General features: G+C 64.2%; 18 protein-coding genes. 14 read left to right on the top strand and 4 right to left on the bottom strand.

The features are described 5' to 3' along the window. Positions 1-215 precede the first annotated feature (215 nt). Together CSQ93_RS16100 and CSQ93_RS16095 are read left to right on the top strand one after the other, a co-directional pair. Positions 216-2,504 carry a M1 family metallopeptidase gene (locus CSQ93_RS16100; protein ID WP_199534430.1) on the top strand — a complete coding sequence of 763 codons (2,289 nt, stop codon included), beginning with the start codon at positions 216-218 and terminating at the stop codon, positions 2,502-2,504. Continuing rightward, positions 2,501-3,385 (top strand): hypothetical protein, encoded by an 885-nt coding sequence (locus CSQ93_RS16095; protein ID WP_099378910.1) that lies wholly within the window; start codon positions 2,501-2,503, stop codon positions 3,383-3,385. Before CSQ93_RS16100 ends, CSQ93_RS16095 begins: the two co-directional genes overlap by 4 nt. Here CSQ93_RS16095 and CSQ93_RS16090 read toward each other — a convergent pair whose 3' ends face one another. After that, complete coding sequence (locus tag CSQ93_RS16090; RefSeq protein ID WP_099379015.1) at positions 3,386-4,276, bottom strand: LysR family transcriptional regulator; 891 nt, start codon at positions 4,274-4,276, stop codon at positions 3,386-3,388. It abuts the gene before it with no gap. 113 nt (positions 4,277-4,389) lie between these two features. Between CSQ93_RS16090 and CSQ93_RS16085 the strand changes: the two genes are divergently transcribed. Then, positions 4,390-5,193 carry a DODA-type extradiol aromatic ring-opening family dioxygenase gene (locus CSQ93_RS16085; RefSeq protein WP_099378909.1) on the top strand — a complete coding sequence of 268 codons (804 nt, stop codon included), beginning with the start codon at positions 4,390-4,392 and terminating at the stop codon, positions 5,191-5,193. 69 nt (positions 5,194-5,262) lie between these two features. On the opposite strand, the gene ylqF is transcribed toward CSQ93_RS16085, so the two are convergent. Further along, positions 5,263-6,183 carry a ribosome biogenesis GTPase YlqF gene (gene ylqF, locus CSQ93_RS16080; RefSeq protein ID WP_035825692.1) on the bottom strand — a complete coding sequence of 307 codons (921 nt, stop codon included), beginning with the start codon at positions 6,181-6,183 and terminating at the stop codon, positions 5,263-5,265. Positions 6,184-6,412: 229 nt separating this feature from the next. On the opposite strand from ylqF, the gene CSQ93_RS16075 reads away from it, so the two are divergent. Further along, the gene (locus CSQ93_RS16075; RefSeq protein WP_099378908.1) at positions 6,413-7,210 is read left to right on the top strand and encodes a hypothetical protein; all 798 of its coding nucleotides are present in this window, start codon (positions 6,413-6,415) and stop codon (positions 7,208-7,210) included. A gap of 153 nt (positions 7,211-7,363) precedes the next feature. Further along, positions 7,364-7,756, top strand: coding sequence for a hypothetical protein (locus CSQ93_RS16070; protein WP_099378907.1), 393 nt, complete (start codon positions 7,364-7,366; stop codon positions 7,754-7,756). Between the two features lie 28 nt (positions 7,757-7,784). On the opposite strand, the gene CSQ93_RS16065 is transcribed toward CSQ93_RS16070, so the two are convergent. Beyond that, entirely contained in the window at positions 7,785-8,711 is a 927-nt protein-coding gene (locus CSQ93_RS16065; protein WP_099378906.1) for a histone deacetylase family protein, read from the bottom strand. Between the two features lie 217 nt (positions 8,712-8,928). Between CSQ93_RS16065 and CSQ93_RS16060 the strand changes: the two genes are divergently transcribed. The 5 genes from CSQ93_RS16060 to CSQ93_RS16040 all read left to right on the top strand — a co-directional run bounded on the left by CSQ93_RS16060 (position 8,929) and on the right by CSQ93_RS16040 (position 14,799). Next, positions 8,929-9,837: an AAA family ATPase gene (locus CSQ93_RS16060; RefSeq protein WP_099378905.1), complete on the top strand. Its 909-nt coding sequence runs from the start codon at positions 8,929-8,931 to the stop codon at positions 9,835-9,837. Positions 9,838-9,842: 5 nt separating this feature from the next. Further along, positions 9,843-10,856: a DUF58 domain-containing protein gene (locus tag CSQ93_RS16055; protein ID WP_099378904.1), complete on the top strand. Its 1,014-nt coding sequence runs from the start codon at positions 9,843-9,845 to the stop codon at positions 10,854-10,856. Further along, entirely contained in the window at positions 10,853-12,874 is a 2,022-nt protein-coding gene (locus tag CSQ93_RS16050) for a transglutaminase TgpA family protein (RefSeq protein ID WP_099378903.1), read from the top strand. The genes CSQ93_RS16055 and CSQ93_RS16050 overlap by 4 nt, the downstream gene beginning before the upstream one ends. Positions 12,875-12,882: 8 nt before the next feature. Beyond that, positions 12,883-14,028, top strand: coding sequence for a lytic murein transglycosylase B (gene mltB / locus CSQ93_RS16045; protein ID WP_233516202.1), 1,146 nt, complete (start codon positions 12,883-12,885; stop codon positions 14,026-14,028). Between the two features lie 438 nt (positions 14,029-14,466). Beyond that, positions 14,467-14,799 carry a hypothetical protein gene (locus CSQ93_RS16040; protein WP_034751784.1) on the top strand — a complete coding sequence of 111 codons (333 nt, stop codon included), beginning with the start codon at positions 14,467-14,469 and terminating at the stop codon, positions 14,797-14,799. A gap of 100 nt (positions 14,800-14,899) precedes the next feature. Here the strand turns inward: CSQ93_RS16040 and cysM are convergent, their stop codons facing one another. After that, on the bottom strand, positions 14,900-15,802 hold the full coding sequence (gene cysM, locus CSQ93_RS16035) for a cysteine synthase CysM (RefSeq protein WP_035825682.1): 903 nt from the start codon (positions 15,800-15,802) through the stop codon (positions 14,900-14,902). Positions 15,803-16,054: 252 nt separating this feature from the next. On the opposite strand from cysM, the gene CSQ93_RS16030 reads away from it, so the two are divergent. The 4 genes from CSQ93_RS16030 (at position 16,055) to CSQ93_RS16015 (ending at position 21,386) form a co-directional block, all read left to right on the top strand. Then, positions 16,055-17,824 carry an FAD-dependent oxidoreductase gene (locus CSQ93_RS16030; RefSeq protein ID WP_099378901.1) on the top strand — a complete coding sequence of 590 codons (1,770 nt, stop codon included), beginning with the start codon at positions 16,055-16,057 and terminating at the stop codon, positions 17,822-17,824. A 125-nt stretch (positions 17,825-17,949) separates the two neighbouring features. Beyond that, entirely contained in the window at positions 17,950-19,515 is a 1,566-nt protein-coding gene (locus CSQ93_RS16025) for a phospholipase D family protein (protein WP_099378900.1), read from the top strand. Positions 19,516-19,746: 231 nt separating this feature from the next. Then, on the top strand, positions 19,747-20,505 hold the full coding sequence (locus CSQ93_RS16020) for a PEPxxWA-CTERM sorting domain-containing protein (protein WP_099378899.1): 759 nt from the start codon (positions 19,747-19,749) through the stop codon (positions 20,503-20,505). Between the two features lie 35 nt (positions 20,506-20,540). Beyond that, entirely contained in the window at positions 20,541-21,386 is an 846-nt protein-coding gene (locus tag CSQ93_RS16015) for a sterol desaturase family protein (protein ID WP_099378898.1), read from the top strand. The last annotated feature ends 15 nt before the right edge of the window (positions 21,387-21,401 follow it).

The raw sequence follows: 21,401 nt of genomic DNA, 5'->3' as shown, positions 1-21,401 counted from the left end.
GGGCGCGCGCTGGTGGAACGGAGCGATGGCAAAAGCGAATCATTATACGCACGGCGCGCGGCGCCGCAAGCGCCAGCCCGATGGTACTTTCCTTATGCCAATATTTTATTGGTGATTTGGCATTTTTGTAGGTATATTAAGCTGCGCCCGGCGATCCTGGGCGCAGCCGACTGCATTTAAAAATCAACAATAAGAAGTCACTGTGGGAGTCACGCATGGAAAGTCGTAGCACAACGCGCCAGGGGCCACCAAGTCCCCGCGGCACGCGCCGCAGCATTGGTTTTTTCCCCATCTCGGGCAAGCTCAAAGCCCTCTCCATCGCCGCCCTGCTGCTGGCCGGCCTCGCCCTGCAGGCCGACCTGTTCGCCCAGCCGGGCCAAGGCAAGCCGGCCAGCGCGCCCATGCCGCTGGCGCCATCGGCCGACGGCATCGCCCTGGCGTCGCCGCACGCGTCGGCCGTCAGCACGCCCAGCGCCAGCAACGCCTGGGGCGGTGCGCGCACGGGCGCGCAAGCGACCCTGTCGGACCGCGTGGTCGACTACCAGATCGAAGCGACGCTCGATCCCGTCAAGCACACGATCGACGGCCAGCAAAAACTGCGCTGGCGCAACCGCAGCGCGCAAGCCGTCAGCAGCGTCTACCTGCACTTGTACCTGAACGCCTTCGAAGGCGAACATTCGACCTTCTTTACCGAAAAGCGCAAGCTCGACACGGGCTTCCGCTCGGGCGTCGACACGCGCGACGGCGAGTGGGGCTACATCGAACTGCGCAGCATGACGCAGAACGGCGCCAAGGCGCCCTGGCATTTCGTCCAGCCGGACAACGGCCCGGCCACCGACCGCACCGTCGTGCGCGTCGACCTGCCGCAAGCCGTCGCGCCGGGCGCCGAGACGACGCTCGACATCCGCTTCTTCGACCAGCTGCCGCGCGTCATCGCGCGCACCGGCTATTTCGGCAGCTTCCACCTGGTGGGCCAGTGGTTCCCGAAGATCGCCGTGCTGGAACTGCCCGGCGAACGGGGCGCCACCGCGCCGCGCTGGAACGCGCATGAATTCCACCTCAATTCGGAGTTCTACGCCGATTTCGGCAACTACGACGTAAAGCTGACCGTGCCCAAGGAGTACACGGTGGGCGCCACAGGCGAATTGCAGGGCGCGCCGCAGGAAAAGAACGGCATGCTCACGCATCACTATGTGCAGGGCGACGTGCACGATTTCGCCTGGACGGCCGACAAGCGCAGCGCGCAGCCGCTGACAGGCAGCTGGAGCGGTCCTGGCAGCCCGCCGGTGACCATCAAGGTGCTGTACCCGCCCGAATACGCGTCGAACGCGGCACCCGCGCTGCAGGCGGCGAAGGATTCGCTCACGTATTTCTCGCGCACCCTGGGCCCGTATCCGTACAAGACCCTGACGGTGGTGATTCCGCCGTTTAACGCGGCTGAAGCGGGCGGCATGGAATATCCGACCTTCATCACGGCGTCGAGCTACGCCAACCTGCAGCCGAAGACCATACCCGAATTCGGCCTCGATTTCGTCACCATCCACGAATTCGGCCATGGCTATTTCTATGGCATCCTGGCCTCGAACGAATTCGAGGAACCGATCCTCGACGAAGGCTTGAACGAGTACTGGGACCAGCGCATGCTGCGCGCGCGCGACCAGCACATCCACGCCACCACGCCCCTGCTCAAGCGCCTGGGATTCGATCCCGTCTTCAAGGTCTTCGAATTCGAGCGCATGGCCGCGCCGCGCCAGGATGCGGCCGACCCGCTGGGCCAGAACGCGTGGAACCGCCTGCAGGGCGTAGGCCCCGTCTACAGCCGCACGGCCATCACCATGCGCGACCTGGAAGCGCGCATCGGCAGCGAAGCCATGGAACGGGGCTTCAAGGCCTATTACGAACAGTGGAAATTCCGCCATCCGAGCGTGGCCGACCTGCGCGAAACGCTGGCCGAGGCGACAGGCCAGCGCCGCATCGTGGAACAGGTCTTCGCGCAGCAAGTGTATGCCAGCGCAAATATCGACGACCGCATCGGCAGCTTCACCAGCGAAGAGCAGATGCCGCTGGCCGGCACGGCGCTGGTGAACGGCAAGCGCGTGGAACATACGGCCGAAACGCTGGAAAAAGAGGAGAAAAAGGTGCGCGAGGCGTGGGACAAGGCGCATCCGGACGCCAAGCCTGGCACGGGACCGTATCCTTATCTCACCAGCGTGGTCCTGCGCCGCCGCGGCGCGCCCGTGCCGCAGGTGCTGCTGGTGAAGTTCGCCGACGGCAGCTCCGAACGCGTGGTGTGGGATAACGAGCAGCTGTGGCAGCGCTACACCTGGAGCAAGCCCGTGAAGGCCGTCTCGGCCGAACTGGACCCGGACCGCGTGCACTACCTCGACGTCAACAAGCTTGATGACAGCCGCACCCTGAAAGCCGATACCTCGGCCTCGCGGCGCTGGAGCTTCGACCTTGCCGCCGTCTTCCAATACCTCCTTTCCCTGATTGCCATCGTATGAGCGCCACTTCCACGACACGGGCCAGCGGCCTGACCCTGACCATGCGCGCCAGCCGCGCCGCCCTGCAATGGCGCTTGCTGCTGCTGTGGGCGGGCCTGCTGCTGATCCCCGCCATCCTTGCCGTCATTCCCCTCTGGCGCACCCTGGGCGCCAGCCTCGATAACGCCGTGCATGCGGCGGCCCTGGCGCACAAGCTCGACCTGATGACCCTGGCCGACCTGGTGGCCAATACGGGGCGCAACGGCGCCGCCATCAGCCAGGCCGCCATCACGGGCATCGTGCTGGCCCTGCTGCTGTCGCCGCTGCTGAGCGGCCTGGTGGTGACGGCCGCGCGCGCGCCGGTGCCGCTCGGTTTCGGTCCACTGCTGACGGGCGCCTTCAGCGAATACGGCCGCATGCTGCGCATGCTGCTGTGGAGCATCGTGCCGCTGGGCCTGGCGCTGACGATCGGCGCCGGCGCGCTGAAACTGGCCGACAAGCACGCGGCGAAAGCCATCCTGGAAGCCGACGCCGACCTGGCCCGCCACCTGGCCTTGCTGTTCGCGGGCGTGCTGTTCCTGCTGGCCTGCGCCACGCTCGACGCCGGCCGCGCGGCGCTGGCTGTCGACCGTCGCCGCACCTCGGCCGTCAAGGCCTGGTGGCGGGGCCTCGGCATGCTGCGCCGGCGTCCGCTGGCCAGCCTGGCCATCTACCTCGTCATCACCGTGCTGGGACTGGCGCTGTATGCGCTGCTGGGCGTGGCGCGCCTGAACCTGGCCGCGCCCGGTCCACTGGCCATCGTGGCCGGCCTGCTGGTGACGCAGCTGGCGGCGCTGGTGCTGGCGTGGATGCGCAGCGCGCGCCTGTTCGCGCTGATCGACGTCAAGCGCTCGCTGGCGTAATCAAGTCCCCAGGCGCCCTTCATCGGCGAGGAAGTCGATGAAGGTGCGCACTTTCGAGGACAGGTAGCGGCGGCTCGTGTAGACAGCGTACACCTTGCCGCCCGCCAACTTGAAATCATCGAAGAGGCGCACCAGCCGCCCGGCCGCCAGATCCGCATCCGTCTGCCACGACGGCAGCAGCGCGATGCCCATGCCATCGAGCGCGGCCGCATGCAGCAGGCTTTCGTTATTGCATTGCAACACGGGCGAAAACTTCACCGTCTCGCGCCCCTGCGGCCCGTCGAAATCCAGTTCATTGCCGTTTGCCAACAAGGAATAGCTGATCATGGCGTGTTGCGCCAGGTCTTGCGGCAGCTGCGGGTGGCCCGCGCGCGCCAGATAAGCGGGCGCGGCCACCAGGTGAAAGGCGATGCTGCCGATGGGCCGCGCGATCAGGGTCGGCGACGGCGCCTGGCTCACGCGCAGGGCCAGGTCGAAACCCTCTTCCACCAGGTTGACGACTCTTCCGCTGAGGTCGATATCGAACGTAACTTCCGGAAAGCGTTCGCGGTAGGCGGCCAGGGTGCGCGTGAAGATGGCGTTGGCGAACCAGACGGGCGCGCTCAGGCGCAGCATGCCGCGCGGCACCACTGTCGTGCGGCCGACCGTCGCTTCCACCTCGTCGAGATTGTCGAGCATGTCGCGGCACTGTTCAAAATACACCTTGCCGATTTCCGTCAGGCTCAGGTGGCGGCTGCTGCGGTTCAGCAGGCGCGCGCCCAGGTGGCGCTCCAGGTGCATCACATGCTTGCTGACCATGGCCGGCGACAGATCGAGGCGCTCGCTGGCGCGCACAAAACTGTCGAGTTCCACCACGGCGCGAAACACGCGCATGCTGCGCAAGGTATCCATGACCATCCCATCATCAACAAAATGGAAATGATATATCAATAATTGCGATCTTGATCAACTGACTGCGCATGACTATTATGGTCCCATCATCAGCCATTCCTTCTGGAGCCGCCATGCAAGAGCACACCTTCCCTACTTACTTCCTGTCGCACGGCGGCGGCCCGTGGCCGTTCATGAAAGACCAGTTCGGCGGCCGCTACGACGTGCTGGAAGCGTCGTTGCAGGATATCCCGCGCCAGATCGGCGCGCGGCCGAAAGCCGTGCTGGTCGTCACAGCGCACTGGGAAGGGCCGCAATTTCTCGTTTCGGCCAGCCCCCGGCCGGGAATGATCTATGACTATTCGGGCTTCCCGCCGCACACGTACCAGATCCAGTACCCGGCGCCCGGCGCGCCGGAACTGGCGGCGCAGGTGAAACAATTGCTGGACGCGGCCGGCCATCCAGCGCGCCTCGACCACGAGCGCGGTTTCGACCACGGCACCTTCAGCGCCCTGTTCCCCATCTACCCGCAGGCCGACATGCCGCTGGTGCAACTGTCGCTGAAACACGGCTACGACCCGCTCACGCACGTCGAGGTGGGCCGCGCGCTGGCCAGCCTGCGCCGGCAAGGCGTGCTGATACTGGGCAGCGGCCTCAGTTACCATAACCTGCGCCAGTTCGGCCAGGCGGGCGCCGTCGCCTCGCACCAGTTCGACGCCTGGCTGCGTCAGGCCATGGCCTTGCCCCCAGAACAACGGCTGGAGCAATTGCTGGCCTGGGACCGTGCACCCGGCGCGCGCCAGGCCCATCCGCAGGAAGACCATCTGCTGCCGCTGATGGTGGCGCTCGGCGCGGCCGAGCAGGAAGCGGCGCAGGTGGTGTACCACGAGGAGAATTTCTTTGGGGCGCTGGCGGTGACAAGCTTCAAATTCGGCTAATCGGCTAGCACATGAAAAAAGCGCCGCGACATTGCTGTCGCGGCGCTTTTTTCATGGTGAAGCGGTAACTTACGTGCCGCGCTTGCCGCGCGCCGCATTCTTCGCCTTCTCGGCAGCAATTTCCGCTGCCTTGGCCGCTTTCTCCGCCATTTCGGCCGCGTGCTGGGCCAGCAGGGCCGCGCGCGTGTCCGGCGTTTCCAGCGAAATACGTCCGAGGATGCCGCTGCGGTAGTCGAGCAGCAAGGTATGCGAGGCTTTCTCGAAATCGTAGTCGCCGCCCTTGATGCGGAAGCCGCGCTTGGCGGCGATGCCTTCGACCACGCCGATGGCGTCGACTTCATCGACCTTGGTGCCGTAGCGGGTCGCCAGCAAGTCCGGGTAGCGCTTGAGCAATTCTTCGGCCAGGAATACGGCCACTTCCTCTTCGATCAGTGCGTTCGAGCCGATGGCGTGGCTGGCCGCCAGCATCAGGCCGTCGCTCGGGATGGCGATCTTCGGCCACAGCATGCCGGGGGTGTCGACGAGGATGGTGTTCTTGTCCAGGTACAGCTTTTGCTGCATCTTTGTAACAGCCGGCTCGTCGCCCACCTTGGCCACGCGCTTTTTCAGCAGCGCATTCATCAGGGTCGACTTGCCCACGTTGGGGATGCCCATGATCATGATGCGCAGCGGTTTCGTCGGCACGCCGCGGTGCGGCGCCAGCGATTTGGCCAGGTCCGGAATGCGCGCCACGTCGCCCGGCTTCTTGGTCGTCATCGCGTACGCGGTCACGCCTTCCTGGGCATTGAAATAGGCTACCCAGGCGGCTGTCGCGGCAGGATCGGCCAGGTCGGTCTTGTTGAGGATTTTCAGGCAAGGGCGCTGGCGGAACAGGCGCAGCTCGTCCACCATGGGATTGCAGCTGGCTGCCGGCAGGCGCGCGTCCACCACTTCAATCACCAGATCGGTGTTTTCCATGGTCTCGGCCGCTTTCTTGCGGGCCGCGTTCATGTGTCCTGGGTACCATTGTATCGCCATGCTCTTGCTTTCAAAATCGTTCGGTCAATCCGCTATTTTACGTGGTTGCCGCCACGACGTCCCATTTTCCGCCGCCAACGCCAGCCGTGCGACATGAACGAGACAATTGGTGATAATTTGGCAGTTACATGAATGATAAGATCCGCAGTCCGTCCAGCCTGGACGGGTTTCCCCATCGCAAGCTTAACCTGGCACGCATTCCATGCATCTTCCCCGCTTCTGCCTCCTCGCCGCCTTCTACGCCTGCCTGCTGCCCGTCATGGCCCAGCAACAAGCAGCGGCGCCGGGCGACCCGGTGAACCAGGAAATGCAGCAGATTGTCGACGTGCAAAGCACGCGCGATCCCGACCTGCGTCCCTACCGCACCATGCTCAGGGGACTCGACGCATATGCCGACCACCAGCGCCTGGCGCCGGGCGCGCCGCTGCGCTTCATGCTGATCCCCGCCACGCCCCAGGCCAGGCTCGATGGCGTGACCTTGCACCTGTCGGCCGACAACCTGTCGATCCCCGTGCCGCTGGCAGCGGACGGCGGCTTCACCTTGTCGCGCGACAAGACCGCCTATGATGCGAATGCCGACCTGGTCAGCAACAAGAAGCGCGACACCTTGCGCTGGCGCGCCGACATCCACACGCCGGGCTTGCCGCAGAACGTGCGCCGGCTGGGCGACTTGCGCCTGGAATGCGAAATCCGCTGGGCCGTCGAGCAGGATGAGCTGTCTTTTGTACGGCGCAACCTGTTCCGCCTGGCAGGCGGGCCGTGCCACTCATCGCTGATCCACGTGCCGTTTCCCGTCGTGCGCAAGCTGCTTGCCGTGCAGGCGCGCTCGGGCGAGCGCACGCTGGACATCCGCGTCACGCAAGACCGGCAGCGCTACGTGCCGCCGCTGCATGACGTGAACTGGGACGACAATACCCTGCTGACCCTGACCTATGCCGACGATGGAAAAATGGCCGAAGCCGCCCCGGCTGCGCCCTTGCAGGCGGCGCAGCGCCAGTAAAGGCACCGCTCGCGCAGCCAGGTCAAATATTTCCACATGGATTCTTATATTTACTGAAAGAAACAAAAAAGTATGCTCTAATATCGCCTCTTAAATGAAAAGCAATTATTTTCCAGGCTGGCTCCAGGAGATACGCGATGGGAATAGCTCGATATGATGATGGAACACACTGGCACGGCGCCAGCGGTACACGGGGAATGCGAACGTGGCAGCTCGCGCCCGGCCAAGGCGGCGCCCAAGCGCGTGCCGCGCAATGGCAGCCTGTTGCAGTGGAAGAAGGAATCCCTGCAGTTGCAGGGGCAAGTAGCGCAGCTGGAAGAACGGTTGAAGCGCCAGAGCGCCGACAGCTATGGCTTGCAAGTGCTGTATGACCAATTGGTCAATGAAATCAAGCACCACCGCGACATGTTGCAGCTCGACAGCTTCGATGCGGATAAATCATCGCTCGTCTACACGCAAGCCTGGCGCCGCTTCATGGCTGGCGACGCGCTCGACTACCAGACGCACCGCCACACGAATTCCCGCAGCCGCCCCAGCTTGCTGTAGTTATAACTCAACCGTTACAGCGCAACCATTACAGCTCCGCCAGCGCCTTCACGTGCGCCGCCACGCTGCGGCCCAGGGATGACAGGTTGTAGCCCCCTTCGAGGCAGCTGACGATGCGGCCTTTGCCATACTGATTGGCCACGGCCATCATTTGCTGCGTCATCCACGTGTAGTCGGCCTCCACCAGGCCCATGCCGCCCACGTCGTCTTCGCGGTGGGCATCGAAACCGGCGGAAATGAAAATCATCTGCGGCTGCTGCCGGTGCAGCGCAGGCAGCCAGTGGTCGAGCACCAGCTGGCGCACGGCATCACCCTTCGAACGGGCCGGTACGGGCACATTGACGCGTGTGTCCGTATACGATTCCACGTCGCTGTACGGGTAGAACGGGTGCTGGAAAAAGCTGACCATCAGGATGCGCGGGTCGTGCGCCACGGACTCGGCCGTGCCATTCCCATGGTGCACGTCGAAATCGACGATGGCGACCCGTTCGAGTCCGCGCACGTCGAGCGCATGCTTGGCGGCGATGGCGACATTGTTGAACAGGCAAAAGCCCATGGGCTCGCTGGGCCGTGCATGGTGGCCGGGCGGGCGGATCGCGCAAAAAGCGTTGCTGATCTCGCCGTCGATGACGGCGTCCGTGGCGGCCACGGCCGAACCGGCGGCGGCCAGCGCCGCCTCGTAGCTGTGCGCGTTGAGCAGGGTATCGCCGTCGAGCGGGTAATAGTCACCGGCCGGTGGCACGTTGTCGCGCACGAGGCCGATAGCCGTGGCGCTGTGGTTGCGCTCGATATCGGACAATTGCGCGCGCACGCCATCGCGGTGCTCGACCAGGTCGCTGATGTGCGCGAGGATCAATTGATCGTTGATGGCCTGCAAGCGGGCCGGCGATTCGGGATGCCAGTCGCCCATTTCGTGGCGCTGGCAATCGGGATGGGTATAAATGGCTGTGCTCATGCGCTGTACTGGTTACCTCTGTCTCTGTCCGTTCTCCGGGAACACTGCATGGCATTCCTGTTCGCCCTGCGCGTTCTCGCATAAAATCACTGGCTGGTCTGTGCCGCCGTCGCTGCCACTCTAATCTACCACGTGCACGACACGGGCGGGCGGCACGGTTTGACCTGGCCAAAGCGATTGTAAATTAAATAATCCGACTTACTGTGATAGAAATAGCATGTTTTCGAAAATACACCAGGCCGCACAGCAGATTGGCGAAGTTCTCGTCGGCAAACACTTGCAGATCCGCCAGACCCTCGCCTGCGTGCTGGCCGGCGGCCACCTGCTGATCGAAGACGTGCCCGGCGTGGGCAAGACAACGCTGGCGCACGCGCTGGCCATCTCGCTGGGCCTGCAATGGAAGCGCCAGCAATTCACGAGCGACCTGCTGCCCGCCGACGTGGCCGGCATGAGCGTGTATGACCGGGGCAGCGCCAGCTTCCTCTTTCATCCCGGCCCCCTGTTTACCCAGGTGCTGCTGGCCGACGAAATCAACCGCGCCACGCCGAAGACGCAATCGGGCTTGCTCGAAGCGATGGAAGAGCGGCAAGTGACGCTCGACGGCGTCACGCGCGCGCTGCCGCAGCCGTTTTTCGTCATCGCCACGCAGAATTGCGCGCACCAGCTGGGCACCTTCCCCCTGCCCGAATCGCAGCTCGACCGTTTTCTCATGTGCGTCACCCTGGGCTACCCCGATGCGGCGGCCGAACGGGAACTGCTGCGGGGTGCCGACCGCCGCGCCATGCTGCAAACCTTGCCGGCCGTCATGAACGCGGAAGAATTGCTGCAGGCGCAAGCGGGCCTGCGCGCCATCCACGCCTCGATCGCCGTCGTCGACTACGTGCTGTCCCTCGTGCATGCCACCCGCGTGCCAGGCGTGTTTGCCGATGGCCTGAGCCCGCGCGCCGCGCTGGCCCTGCTGCAGGCGGCGCGCGCCTGGGCCGCCCTGGCCGGACGCGACCACGTCACGCCCGACGATGTGCAAGCCGTGCTATTACCCGTCTGCGCCCACCGCCTGCATGCGGCGCAAGGATCCACGGACAGCCGCCACCTGCTGCAGCAATTGCTGCTGGCAACCCCCGTCTGACCGCCGTGCGCCTGCGCACTATCCGCTGGCTGCCGGCGCGCCCCTGGCTGGGCGCGCAGCGCGTGCATATCCGCCCCTCGCGCGCGGGCCTGGCGTTTGCCGCGCTGCTGCTGGCGCTGTGGATCGCCGCCGTCAATTACCGCCTGGGCCTGGGCTACGCGCTCACGTATTTCGCGGCCGCCTGCTCCATCGCCGACATGCTGTTTGCCAGCCGTAACCTGGCGGGCCTGGCGCTGGCCGCCACGCCGGGCAAGCCCGTGTTCGCGGCCAGCCACGCCACGTTCACCTTGCGCCTGATCAACCGCAGCACGCGCCCGCGCCATGCGATCCACGTGGCCGTGCACGGTTCAACGGCGGCACCCGGCCTGGCCGATATCGATGCCCACGGAGAAACGGCCATCCATATCGTCGTAGCGGCGCGGCAACGTGGATGGCTAGCTGCGCCCTCCGTGCGCCTGTCCGGCAGTTTCCCGCTGGGCCTGTTTGTTGCCTGGTGCCATTGGCAGCCCGAGGCGCGCGTGCTCGTGTATCCGCAGCCCGAGCACAACGCGCCGTCGTTGCCCTTGCCTGCAGGGACAGAACAGCCGGCAAAGCAGACACCACAACAGCCACGCACGTCCGATGGCGCCTTGGAACTGGCGGGTGTGCGCGCCTACCAGCCGGGCGACCCCTTGCGCCGCCTGGCCTGGCGCCAGATCGCCCGCCATGACGGTGAGCATTTATTCAGCAAGCAATTCCAACTCGCCGCCGACGCGCAGGTCGGCACAGACCGTGGCAGCATCGTGCTTGAGTACGCAGCCCTGCACATGCTGGCGCCGGAAGCGCGTTTGTCGCGCCTGGCCGCCTGGGTGCTGCAGGCGGAACGCACGGGCTTGCCGTACGGTTTGCGCCTGGGCAAGCTGACTTTGGCGCCGGCCCTGGGCGCCAGCCAGCGCGACGCCTGCCTGCGCGCGCTGGCCCTGCATGATTTGCCGCGCGATTTTCCACAGGAGTTGCCGCAACATGAGGCCATGGCATGAGGCAATGGCTGACCAACTTGCCACGCGACAAGGCCGACATCGTGCTGCTGTTGCTGGCTGCCGCCATGGTGCTGGCGCCGCACGCGCTGCACCTGCCCCCATGGCTGTCGGCCGCCGCTGCCGCCCTCCTGCTGTGGCGCGCCATCATCACCGTGCGGGGCCGGCGCCAGCCGCAGCTGGCCGTGCTCGCGCCGCTGGCCTTGCTGGGCATCGCCGCCGTCCACGCCAGCTACGGCACCGTGCTGGGGCGCGATGCGGGCGTGGCCATGCTGGCCTTGCTGCTGGCCTTGAAATCGCTGGAAATGCATGGCCGGCGCGACATCTTCGTCTTCGTCTTCCTCAGTTTTTTCCTCTTGCTGGCGAACTTCTTTCATGCGCAAGGCATCCTCAGCGCCGCCTGGATGCTGGCCACCGTCATCGTCCTGCTGACCTGCCTGCTGTCGGCCCAATACGGCGCCGTGCAGCCGCGCCTGGCGCAAAGGTTAAGTTTGCTGGGACGCATGCTGGCGCTGGCCATCCCCCTGTCGGCCGTACTGTTTCTTGCCGTGCCGCGCGTCGACGGCCCCTTGTGGGGGACGGCGCCAGAAGGCGCACAGGCGCGCACGGGCTTGTCCGACAGCATGCAGCCGGGCGCCATCGCCTCGCTGGCTCTGTCAAGCGAACCCGTCTTCACGGCCCGTTTCAGTACACCACTCCCGCCGCAAGAGCAGCTGTACTGGCGCGGCGTCGTGCTGGGCGACTTCGACGGCGCCACCTGGACGCGCCGGGGCGCGGGCCAACGCGCACCGGCCAGCGACAACCGGATAGACATCGCGCTGGAAGGCCAGCCCAGCCAATACGAAGTGACCTTGCAAGCGAGCGGCCAGCGGCGCATCTTCGCGCTCGACGTGCCGCGCAGCATCGAACGCCTGCCCGGCAATCCGTATGTCGTGTCGTCCGCGCTGGAAGTGCTGACCATACAGCCTATTACTTCGACCGTCCGTTACCGCGTCAGTTCCCTGCCCCGCTACCGTTTGCAAGCCGGCCTGTCTTTGGCCCAGCAACAGCCATGGCTGGCCTTGCCCGCAGGCAGCAATCCGCGCAGCGTGGCCTGGGCCCGCGCCCTGCGCGGCCAGGGCGCGCAGGCGCTGGCACCCGCCGACGCCATCGCCGCCGTGCTTGAGCACTTCCGCCGCGCGCCCTTCCGCTACACCCTGCAGCCGCCACTGCTGGGCAAGCATGGCGTCGACGACTTCCTGTTCACCACGCAGGCGGGCTTTTGCGAACATTACGCGGGCAGCTTTGTCGTGCTGATGCGCGCGATGGGCATTCCCGCGCGCGTCGTCACGGGCTACCAGGGCGGGCTGCGCAACGGTACGGACAACAGCCTGAACGTGCGCCAGTCCGACGCCCATGCCTGGAGCGAAGTGTGGCTGGCGGGTCGGGGCTGGGTGCGCATCGATTCCACCAGCGCCGTCGCGCCCCTGCGCACGGAACGCAACCTCGACGCGGCCCTGCCGCCGGCGCCGTCGCCGCTGACGGCATGGCGCGCCTTGGCCGGCCTCGATGGCGGCGCGCACGGGGCGGTGGCCGCGTGGCGCCAGCAATGGCAGCAGGCCGAGCAAGCCTGGAGCCGCTGGGTGCTCGACACCACGCTGCAACGCCAGCGTGCCATGCTCGATGGCTTGAAAAACGTGCCAGCGAAAAAGCTGGCAGCCGCTTGCGCCGTGCTGGCCCTGCTGGCCGCCGTGGCTGGCGCGCTGGTCTGGTGGCGGCAGACGCGGCAAGGCAATCCGCTCGACGCCCTGTACGTACAGTTTTGCCAGCAGCAGGCGCGGCGCGGCTACAGCCGTGCGCCGCATGAAGGCCCGCACGGTTATGCTGCGCGGTTGGCCGCAGGCAAGGCCACACAAGAGGCGCACGCCGCCATCGCACAGTTTCTGGCAATCTATGCCGCGATGAAGTATGGTAATGCCAACCCAGACGAACAATTCCGCGCGCGGCGCAGCTTGCGCCGCCTGTTAACCCAATGCCGATGAGACGCTCCTTGTTACCGATCAAATACCCCGCCCTGTCCCTGCTCCTCTCCCTTCCCCTGTGCCTGTCCACCGCGCATGCTGGCGAAAACAGCAATATTTCCGCTGCTGACCGGGCCCGTGCCGTGCGCGCGGCCAAGGCGCCTCCCGTCAAGGCAGCCGCAAAAAAAGCACCGGCGAAATTCGACTTCGAAGGCGAATTTGTCGACTATGCCAACTGGAAAGAAGTACGCGCCTTCCTCGACGAGATGTCCGCCAAGCACGGCTTTAACCGCGCCGAACTCGATACCCTGATCGGCAAGGTGCGCTATGTCGAGTCGACCGTGCAACTGATGAAGCCGGCCCCGCCGGGCAAGCCGAAGAACTGGCAAGCGTACAGCGCCCGCTTCATCGAGCCGGTACGCATCAATGCGGGCGTGAAATTCTGGGAAGAGAACGCGGACGCGCTGACGCGCGCCGAACGCGAATATGGCGTGCCGGCCGAGATCATCGTCGGCATCATCGGCGTGGAAACTGTCTACGGACGCAACACGGGCCGTTTCCGCGTGCTCGACGCACTGACCACCCTGGCGTTTTCCTACCCGGAAAGCCCGACCCGCGCCGCGCGCATGGAATTTTTCAAGGGAGAACTGGAAAACGCGCTGCTGTACGCGCGCAAGGATGGCATCGATCCCTTGACTCTGCTTGGCTCGTATGCGGGCGCCATCGGCCTGCCCCAGTTTATGCCGAGCAGCATCATGAAATATGCGGTGGACTTTGATGGCGATAGTCACATCGACCTGCGCAATTCCACGGCCGACGCCATCGGCAGCGTCGCGCATTTCCTCGTCGAACACGGCTGGCGGCGCGACGATCCGGCCATCAGCACGTATTCCGTCACCGTGTCGGCCAGCCGCGCCTGGGAAAAGTTCATCGGCCAGGGCTTGCAAGCGAAGTACCGGCTGGCGGAATTGCAGGAGGCGGGCGTGAGTGCCGCCCCGTCCACGCCCCAGAACATGCTGTTCGGCCTGATCGATCTGCAAAATGGTTCAGAAGCAACTGAGTATCACTTGGCAACCAATAACTTCTTTGCTATAACTCAGTACAACAGAAGTTATTTTTATGCCATGTCAGTCATCGACTTGGGCAAGGCCATCAGTCAAGTGCGCGCACGCTAACCGAAAGTCGGTGTAAAGTTATAATATTACTTGTAAGAAAGCGTAAGGGATGTTGAAGCGACCAGAAAACAAGTCTATGGTAGGGCCGATAACATGTGCCAGCCTTGCTCGCCAGCCTTTGTGCGGCACGGAATACGGAAATGGTTTTATACTTAACTTTTGTCAAAGTACAATTTTTGCTCTATCATAGAGCATAATAAAGAATAAATAGGTGTTGCAACAAGACAACACCTATTTTGTACAAAGCAAGATTACTGGGCTTTCCGGCCTGAAATTGAATCCTGTTGTACAATTGTGTATATATTACGAAAAACTGTATCCCGGATCGTACCGTGTGTGAATTCGTTCCTTTTAGTAAAGAATGAACATGAACGCAGCAAGAGCGAGCTCCGAGTGTTTTTTACTTTGCAGTGCAACTACAGAAGGAACAATAACATCATGACAAACCAAGTCGGCATTGATATGAACAGCGATTCGGACTCCGACGATCTGCTTCAATACAACCCAAACAGATTGCTCGATACCCTGATCGAAAACCTGCGCCTGAAAAACGACGCAGCCTTGTCCCGCGCGCTGGAAGTAGCGCCACCAGTCATCAGCAAAATCCGCCACCACCGCCTGCCGGTCGGCGCATCGCTGCTGATCCGCATGCACGAAGTCAGCGACCTGAGCATCCGCGACCTGCGTTACCTGATGGGTGACCGTCGTAACAAATTCCGCATCAGCGACAAGCAATTCAAGCCAAAAGAAGGCGAAACGCCACAAGGCTGATCCTGCCAGTTTCGCAGGTTTTCCCTCCCCGCCATGGGGAGGGGGTATTTCCAGCAGTTCTCAGGCCGTTCTGGCCGACATTATTTCCCCGTATCAACTATCAAGCAGGAAACACACCGGTAGATAAGTAGCGGTCGCCACGATCGCACACGACAAACACGATCGTCGCGTTTTCCACCGTTTGCGAGATGCGCAGCGCGATTTCACACGCGCCGGCGGCCGAGATGCCGCAGAACAAGCCTTCTTCCGCTGCCAGGCTGCGCGCCATGCGCTCGGCCACGCCCTGGCTCACGTATTCCACCTGGTCCACGCGCGACTTGTCGTAGATTTTCGGCAAGTATGCTTCCGGCCACTTGCGGATGCCGGGAATCTGCGAACCTTCCTCGGGCTGGGCGCCGATGATCTGGATGGCGGGATTCTGCTCTTTCAAGTAGCGCGATACGCCCATGATGGTGCCCGTCGTGCCCATGGCGCTGACGAAATGCGTAACCTGGCCATTCGTATCGCGCCAGATTTCCGGCCCCGTGCTTTCATAGTGGGCGCGCGAATTGTCTTCGTTGGCGAACTGGTCGAGGATCACGCCACGGCCATCCTTCTGCATCTGCTCGGCCAGGTCGCGCGCATATTCCATGCCGCCCGTCTTCGGCGTCAATAAAATGTCGGCGCCGTAGGCAGCCATGCTCTGGCGGCGCTCCACGCTGAGATTGTCCGGCATCAAGAGCAGCATCTTGTAGCCGCGCAAGGCGGCGGCCATGGCCAGCGCGATGCCGGTATTGCCGCTGGTCGCTTCGATCAGGGTATCGCCCGGCTTGATGACGCCGCGCTCTTCAGCGCGCTTGAGCATGGACATGGCGGCGCGGTCCTTCACGGAGCCTGCCGGATTATTGCCTTCCAGCTTGCCCAGGATGACGTTGTTGCGCGCAAGCGCATCGGCACCCGGCAAGCGCGTCAGCTGCACCAGCGGAGTATTGCCTATCGTATCTTCAAGTGTCTTGTAAGCCATCGTGTCTGTTTGAGTAGGTTCAACAAAGACCCATTCTAATATGAGATGCCGGCCTGCGTATCGCTGATCGGCTCCAGCAGCCTGGCCCGCGCGCGCCCCTTGCTGCGCCGCCACATGCGGCATGGCGCCTGCCGCGCTGCCATTTCCGGGCGTACACAAGGGGTATTGCGGCAGACGCGCGCCGCATGCGCTAGACTCGTCACTGTTAGTTATTTTTGTTATTTGCTTATTCAGCCTCCGAACGGACTCGCCATGGCCAGCAGCACACCCGAATTCATTCCCGAAACGACGCAGGACGATCCCGTCCAGTTCGCCACGCTCGACTTGCAGGGCCGCAGCCACCAGATCTCGCCCGTCTTCAATGCGCTCGAACTGCAGCGCTTGCAACGCTATGGCACGCTGCAGCGCTTTGCCGATGGCGATACGCTGTTCGAGGCAGGCAGCAGCAGCTTCGGCATGCTGGTGATACTGTCCGGGCGGGTCAGCATCAAGCGTCACGAAGTGCTGGGACAGGCGTCGCTGCTGCGCGAAGTGGGCGTCGGCCACTTCATTGCCGAGGTGGCGCAATTGTCCGGCCGCCCCACCCTCGTCAACGGCAGCGCCGTGGGCGCCGTGGAATTGCTCGACATCAGTTCGGAATCCTTGCGCGCGCTGATCGTGGCCGAGGCGGAGATGGGCGAGCGCATCGTGCGCGCCCTGATCCTGCGCCGCGTGGCGCTGATCGAATCGAATTCCGGCGGACCCGTGCTGGTGGGGCCGCGCGGCAATGGCAACCTGTTCCACCTGCAAAGTTTTCTGTCGAGCAATGGCCATCCGCATACGGTGCTCGACCCGGCCACCGATTCGGCCGCCGCCGCGCTGGCCGAGCGCTGCCAGCCCACGCCGCAGGACTGGCCGCTGGTGGTCTGTCCGGACGGCAAGATCATGAAGAATCCCGGCAATGCGGAACTGGGGCGCTGCCTGGGCATGCTGCCCGATTTGTCCGGTGACAAGATCTTCGATGTGCTGGTGGTGGGCGCCGGGCCCGCCGGCCTGGCCACGGCCGTGTATGCAGCCTCCGAAGGCCTCACCGTGCTGGCGCTGGAACAGCGCGCGTATGGCGGCCAGGCGGGCGCCAGCGCGCGCATCGAAAATTACCTGGGTTTTCCTACCGGCATCTCCGGTCGCGCGCTGGCGGGGCGCGCCTATGTGCAGGCGCAAAAGTTCGGCGTCGAAATCGCCACGCCGGCCAGCGCCGCCAACCTGCTGTGCGACACCTGGCCCCTGCGCGTCAACTTGTGCGACGGCACGCAGGTGCGCGCCCGCACGGTGGTGCTGTCGTGCGGCGCGCGCTACCGCCGCCCCTCGCTGGCCAACCTGAAAACCTATGAGGGACGGGGCGTGTATTACTGGGCCTCGCCCATCGAAGCCAAGCTGTGCCGGCAGGAAGAGATCATCCTGGTCGGCGGCGGCAATTCGGCCGGCCAGGCGGCCGTGTTCCTCTCTGGTCACGCCGCCAAGGTCCACATGGTGATCCGCGGCGAAGGCCTGGCGGCCAGCATGTCGAGCTATTTGATCGAGCGCATCGCCGCCACGCCCAACATCACCTTGCACACGCACACGGAAATCATCGCCCTCGAAGGTGACGACGATGGCTTGACGGAGGTGCGCTGGCGCAACAGCCGCACTGGTGAAGAAGCCGCTTGCGCCGTGCGCCGCGTCTTCCTGTTTGTTGGCGCCGATCCGAACACAGACTGGCTGCACGACTGCGCCGTGGCCGTCGACGAACAGGGTTTCATCCGCACGGGCTTCGATGTCACCCGCGCCGAATGCCGCGCCCACGGCCATGCTGCGCATTTGCCCTACCCGCCAGCCGACTTGCCGGACCGGGCCGCCCTGGAAACGAGCGTGCCGGGCGTGTTCGCCATCGGTGACGTGCGTGCCGGCTCCACCAAGCGCGTGGCCGCCGCCGTCGGTGAAGGGGCGGCCGTGGTGTCGCAAATTCACGGCTTCCTGGCGAGGCTGCCGGCTGGCTCCGCCTGAAAATCGTGCATTGTAGAAACTGCTACAATCGGCTGTTGCCATCCCGCTGAAAGAGTCCGCATGCCCCATACCGCCAAGCTTTCCTCGCGCCGCAACATGCCCGCGGTGCGCTGACGGTGCGCCGCATGTTCGTCAAATTGTTGCTGCTGGCCACCTTGTTTGCCGTGCTCAGCATCGCCGCCCTGTACAGCTATGGGCGCTTCGCCGAGCGTTCGCTGGGGGCGCCTGGCACGGCCCTGCCCGTGGCGATGGATGCCACCCTGCTCGACCGCGTGCTGGCGCCGCAACTGGCGCAACGGCCAGGCGAAAGCGGCACGGCCCTGATCGACGACAATCTGGAAGCGTTTGCCCTGCGCGCCCTGAGCGCGCGCGAAGCGGGCCGCAGCCTCGACCTGCAGTACTACATCTGGCATAACGACGTCACGGGACGGCTGCTGGTGCGCGAGTTGCTGCGTGCGGCCGACCGCGGCGTGCGTGTGCGCGTGTTGCTCGACGATATCAACGCGCGCGGCCAGGATGCCGCCATCCTCGCGCTCGACAGCCACCCGCTGATCGACGTGCGCATGTTTAACCCGGGCCGCAACCGCGACGGCATCTGGTTACGCGCCACGGAAATGGCCTTGCGCGCCCTCAGCCTGAACCGGCGCATGCACAACAAGGCCTGGATCGTCGACGGCAGGGTCGCCCTCGTCGGCGGGCGCAATATCGGCGATGAATATTTCGATGCCGCAGAACAAGTCAATTTCCAGGATGCGGACTTGCTGCTGGTGGGACCCGCCGTGCAGCAGACGAGCGATATCTTCGACCGCTTCTGGAACAGCCGTGCCGTCATCCCCATCCGCGCCTTGCACGCCGGTAAAAATGCGGGCGCGCCGGAACTGCAGGCCGTGCGCGCCCGCCTCGACGCACTGACGGGCGAACTCGGCGCTTCACCCTACCTGCGGCAGCTGACGGATGCGGGCCAGTTGCAAGCCCACCTCGATGGCCGCGTGCGCCTGCACTGGAGCGGGCACGTGCAAGTATTGTCGGATCCGCCGGAAAAAGCCGCACCCGTGGCCAGTTTGCAGCGCAGCGAGCACTGGCTCATGCACAGCTTGCTGCCTCTGCTGACGGAAGCGCGCGAGGAAGCGCTGCTGACCTCGCCATACTTCGTGCCCGGCGCGGAACTGACACAGACCCTGGGCGAAAAAGTTGCCACCGGCGTCCAGGTCCAGGTACTGACCAACTCGCTGGCCGCCACCGACGTGGCCCTCGTGCATGCGGGCTATGCGCGCTACCGCCAGGCGCTGCTGGGCGGCGGCATCGAACTGTTTGAATTGAAGACCCAGCACCGCAAGCGCATCAGCCTGATGGGCTCGAGCCGCGCCAGCCTGCATACCAAGGCCATGGTGGTGGACGGCCAGCGGGGCTTCGTCGGCTCCTTCAACCTCGATCCCCGCTCGGCCCAGCTGAATACGGAAATGGGCGTGCTGTTCGACGACGCCGCGCTGGCGGCCGACATGCGCGCGCTGTTCCAGCACTCGACGGCGAGCGACACCAGCTACCGTTTGCTCCTCGACAACGGCGCCCTGCGCTGGTCCGACGCCACCGAAGTGCCCGCCAAGGTGTGGACGCACGATCCGGAAGCGGGCTTCTGGCGCCGCATGCTGGTGTCCGTGATGCGCTGGCTGCCGATCGAATCGCAGCTGTAGGCGCGCACGGCGTGTGAAAACTTTAACCCTGACAAGATTGCCATCTAAAAATATTTGTTGTTTTCGAGACATGTCAGATAGCGTTTTGTCAAACGCTGCTATAATCGCCTCAACGGGACACCACCGCTGTCCCTGAAGTACCTTTCTCGCCCCTTCCGCGATTGAATCCAACGTTGGCCAAAAGCTCGCCGACAGACTGCAACACTACCCTGTCACTTTTGGAGCTTTATCATGCGTAACACATCTACTTTGCTGGCGCTGGCCGCCGCTTCCCTGTGCGTCACTGCCGCCCAGGCCGCCACGACCAACCTGGTCAAGAATGGCGATTTCGAACTGACCAGCAACGGCACCTCGAAACAACTGAACGAAGGCACGTATGCCCGCGCGGACCGCACCTACCTGAGCGACTGGTCCAGCAAGGGCTATAACTTCGTCTTGAACGGCAACAACATCGACGACACCAACGCCGCGACGGCGCTGGCCTTGTGGGGCCCGAATTCCTACAGCGGCCGCGGCCCGCAAAACGGCCTGGGCGCCAGCCCCACGGGCGGCAATGTGCTGGCGGCGGACTGGGATTACTTTCCCGGCCCCGTCACGCAGCAAGTAAGCGGCCTCGTCCCCGGCCAAGCCTACACCCTGAGCTTTTCGTATGGCGCTGGCCAGCAGGTGGGTTTCCGCGGCGATAATCCCGTCAATTACTGGGACGTTGCGCTGGGCAGCAGCAAGCAGCAGACGGCATCGCTGGCCAACGTCAGCCAGGGCTTCACGGGCTGGCACCAGGCCAGCATGACCTTCACGGCCACGGACAGCAGCGAATTGCTGTCGTTCATGGCCAAGGGCAGCCCGACGGGCGCACCACCGTTCATGCTGCTCGACGGCGTGTCGCTGGTGTCAGCCGTGCCGGAACCGTCGACCTGGGGCATGCTGATCGGTGGCCTGGGCTTGCTTGGCTTTATGGCGCGCCGCCGCAAGACGGCCATTGCGGCCTGAGACACCAACAATTGGGCATTGCTTGATGGAATAAAATGAGCCTGCTGCACACCTTGCAAACCCACCTGCCCGGCATCGCCATCGACGTGCTGCGCCTGACCCTGTGGCTGGTGCTGCTGGCCGTGATCTTCGTGCCGCTCGAGCGTTTCTTTGGCGAACGCCATGCGGGACGCTCCCGCACGGAACTGTTCAGCGACCTGGGCTTTTATTTCATCAGCAGCCTGCTGCCGGCCGCCTTGCTGGCCGCGCCGCTGGCCATCATTGCCGTCGCTGGCCAGCGCTGGCTGCCGGACGCCATCCCCGCCACCTTGTCTGCCCTGCCCCTGTGGGGCAAGCTCTTGCTGGGCTTGCTGATCGGCGAAGTCGGCACTTACTGGGGACATAGACTCAGCCATGAATTACCATGGCTGTGGCGTTACCACGCCGTGCACCACAGCACGGAACAGCTGTATTTCCTCGCCAATACGCGCACCCATCCCGTCGACATGCTCGTCACGCGCCTGTTCGGTCTGACACCCCTGTATCTGCTGGGCCTGGCCGGTCCCGGCGCGGCAGGCAGCGCCGCCCCCGTGCTGTTGCTGCTGATCGGCACCGTCTGGGGCTTCTTCATCCACGCCAACCTGCGCTGGCGCTTCGGCCCGCTGGAATGGCTGGTGGCCACGCCTGCCTTCCACCACTGGCACCACAGCAAGTTCGAGCACATCAACCGCAACTACGCCTCTACTTTACCCGTGCTGGACCGGCTGTTCGGCACATATCACTTGCCGCGCGCCTGGCCCGCCGCCTGCGGCATCGAGACGCCCATGCCGAAGACACTGGCAGGACAACTGGCCGCGCCATTCAGGCGTCCTGGCAAGCCAGAATCCCCGGCCGTAGAATGAAAAAAAACCCCGCGC

Origin of the sequence: Janthinobacterium sp. BJB426 (assembly GCF_002735705.1) — a bacterium.
Classification (GTDB): Bacteria; Pseudomonadota; Gammaproteobacteria; order Burkholderiales; family Burkholderiaceae_D; genus Janthinobacterium.
This window is presented reverse-complemented; position numbering and strand designations above follow the sequence as displayed.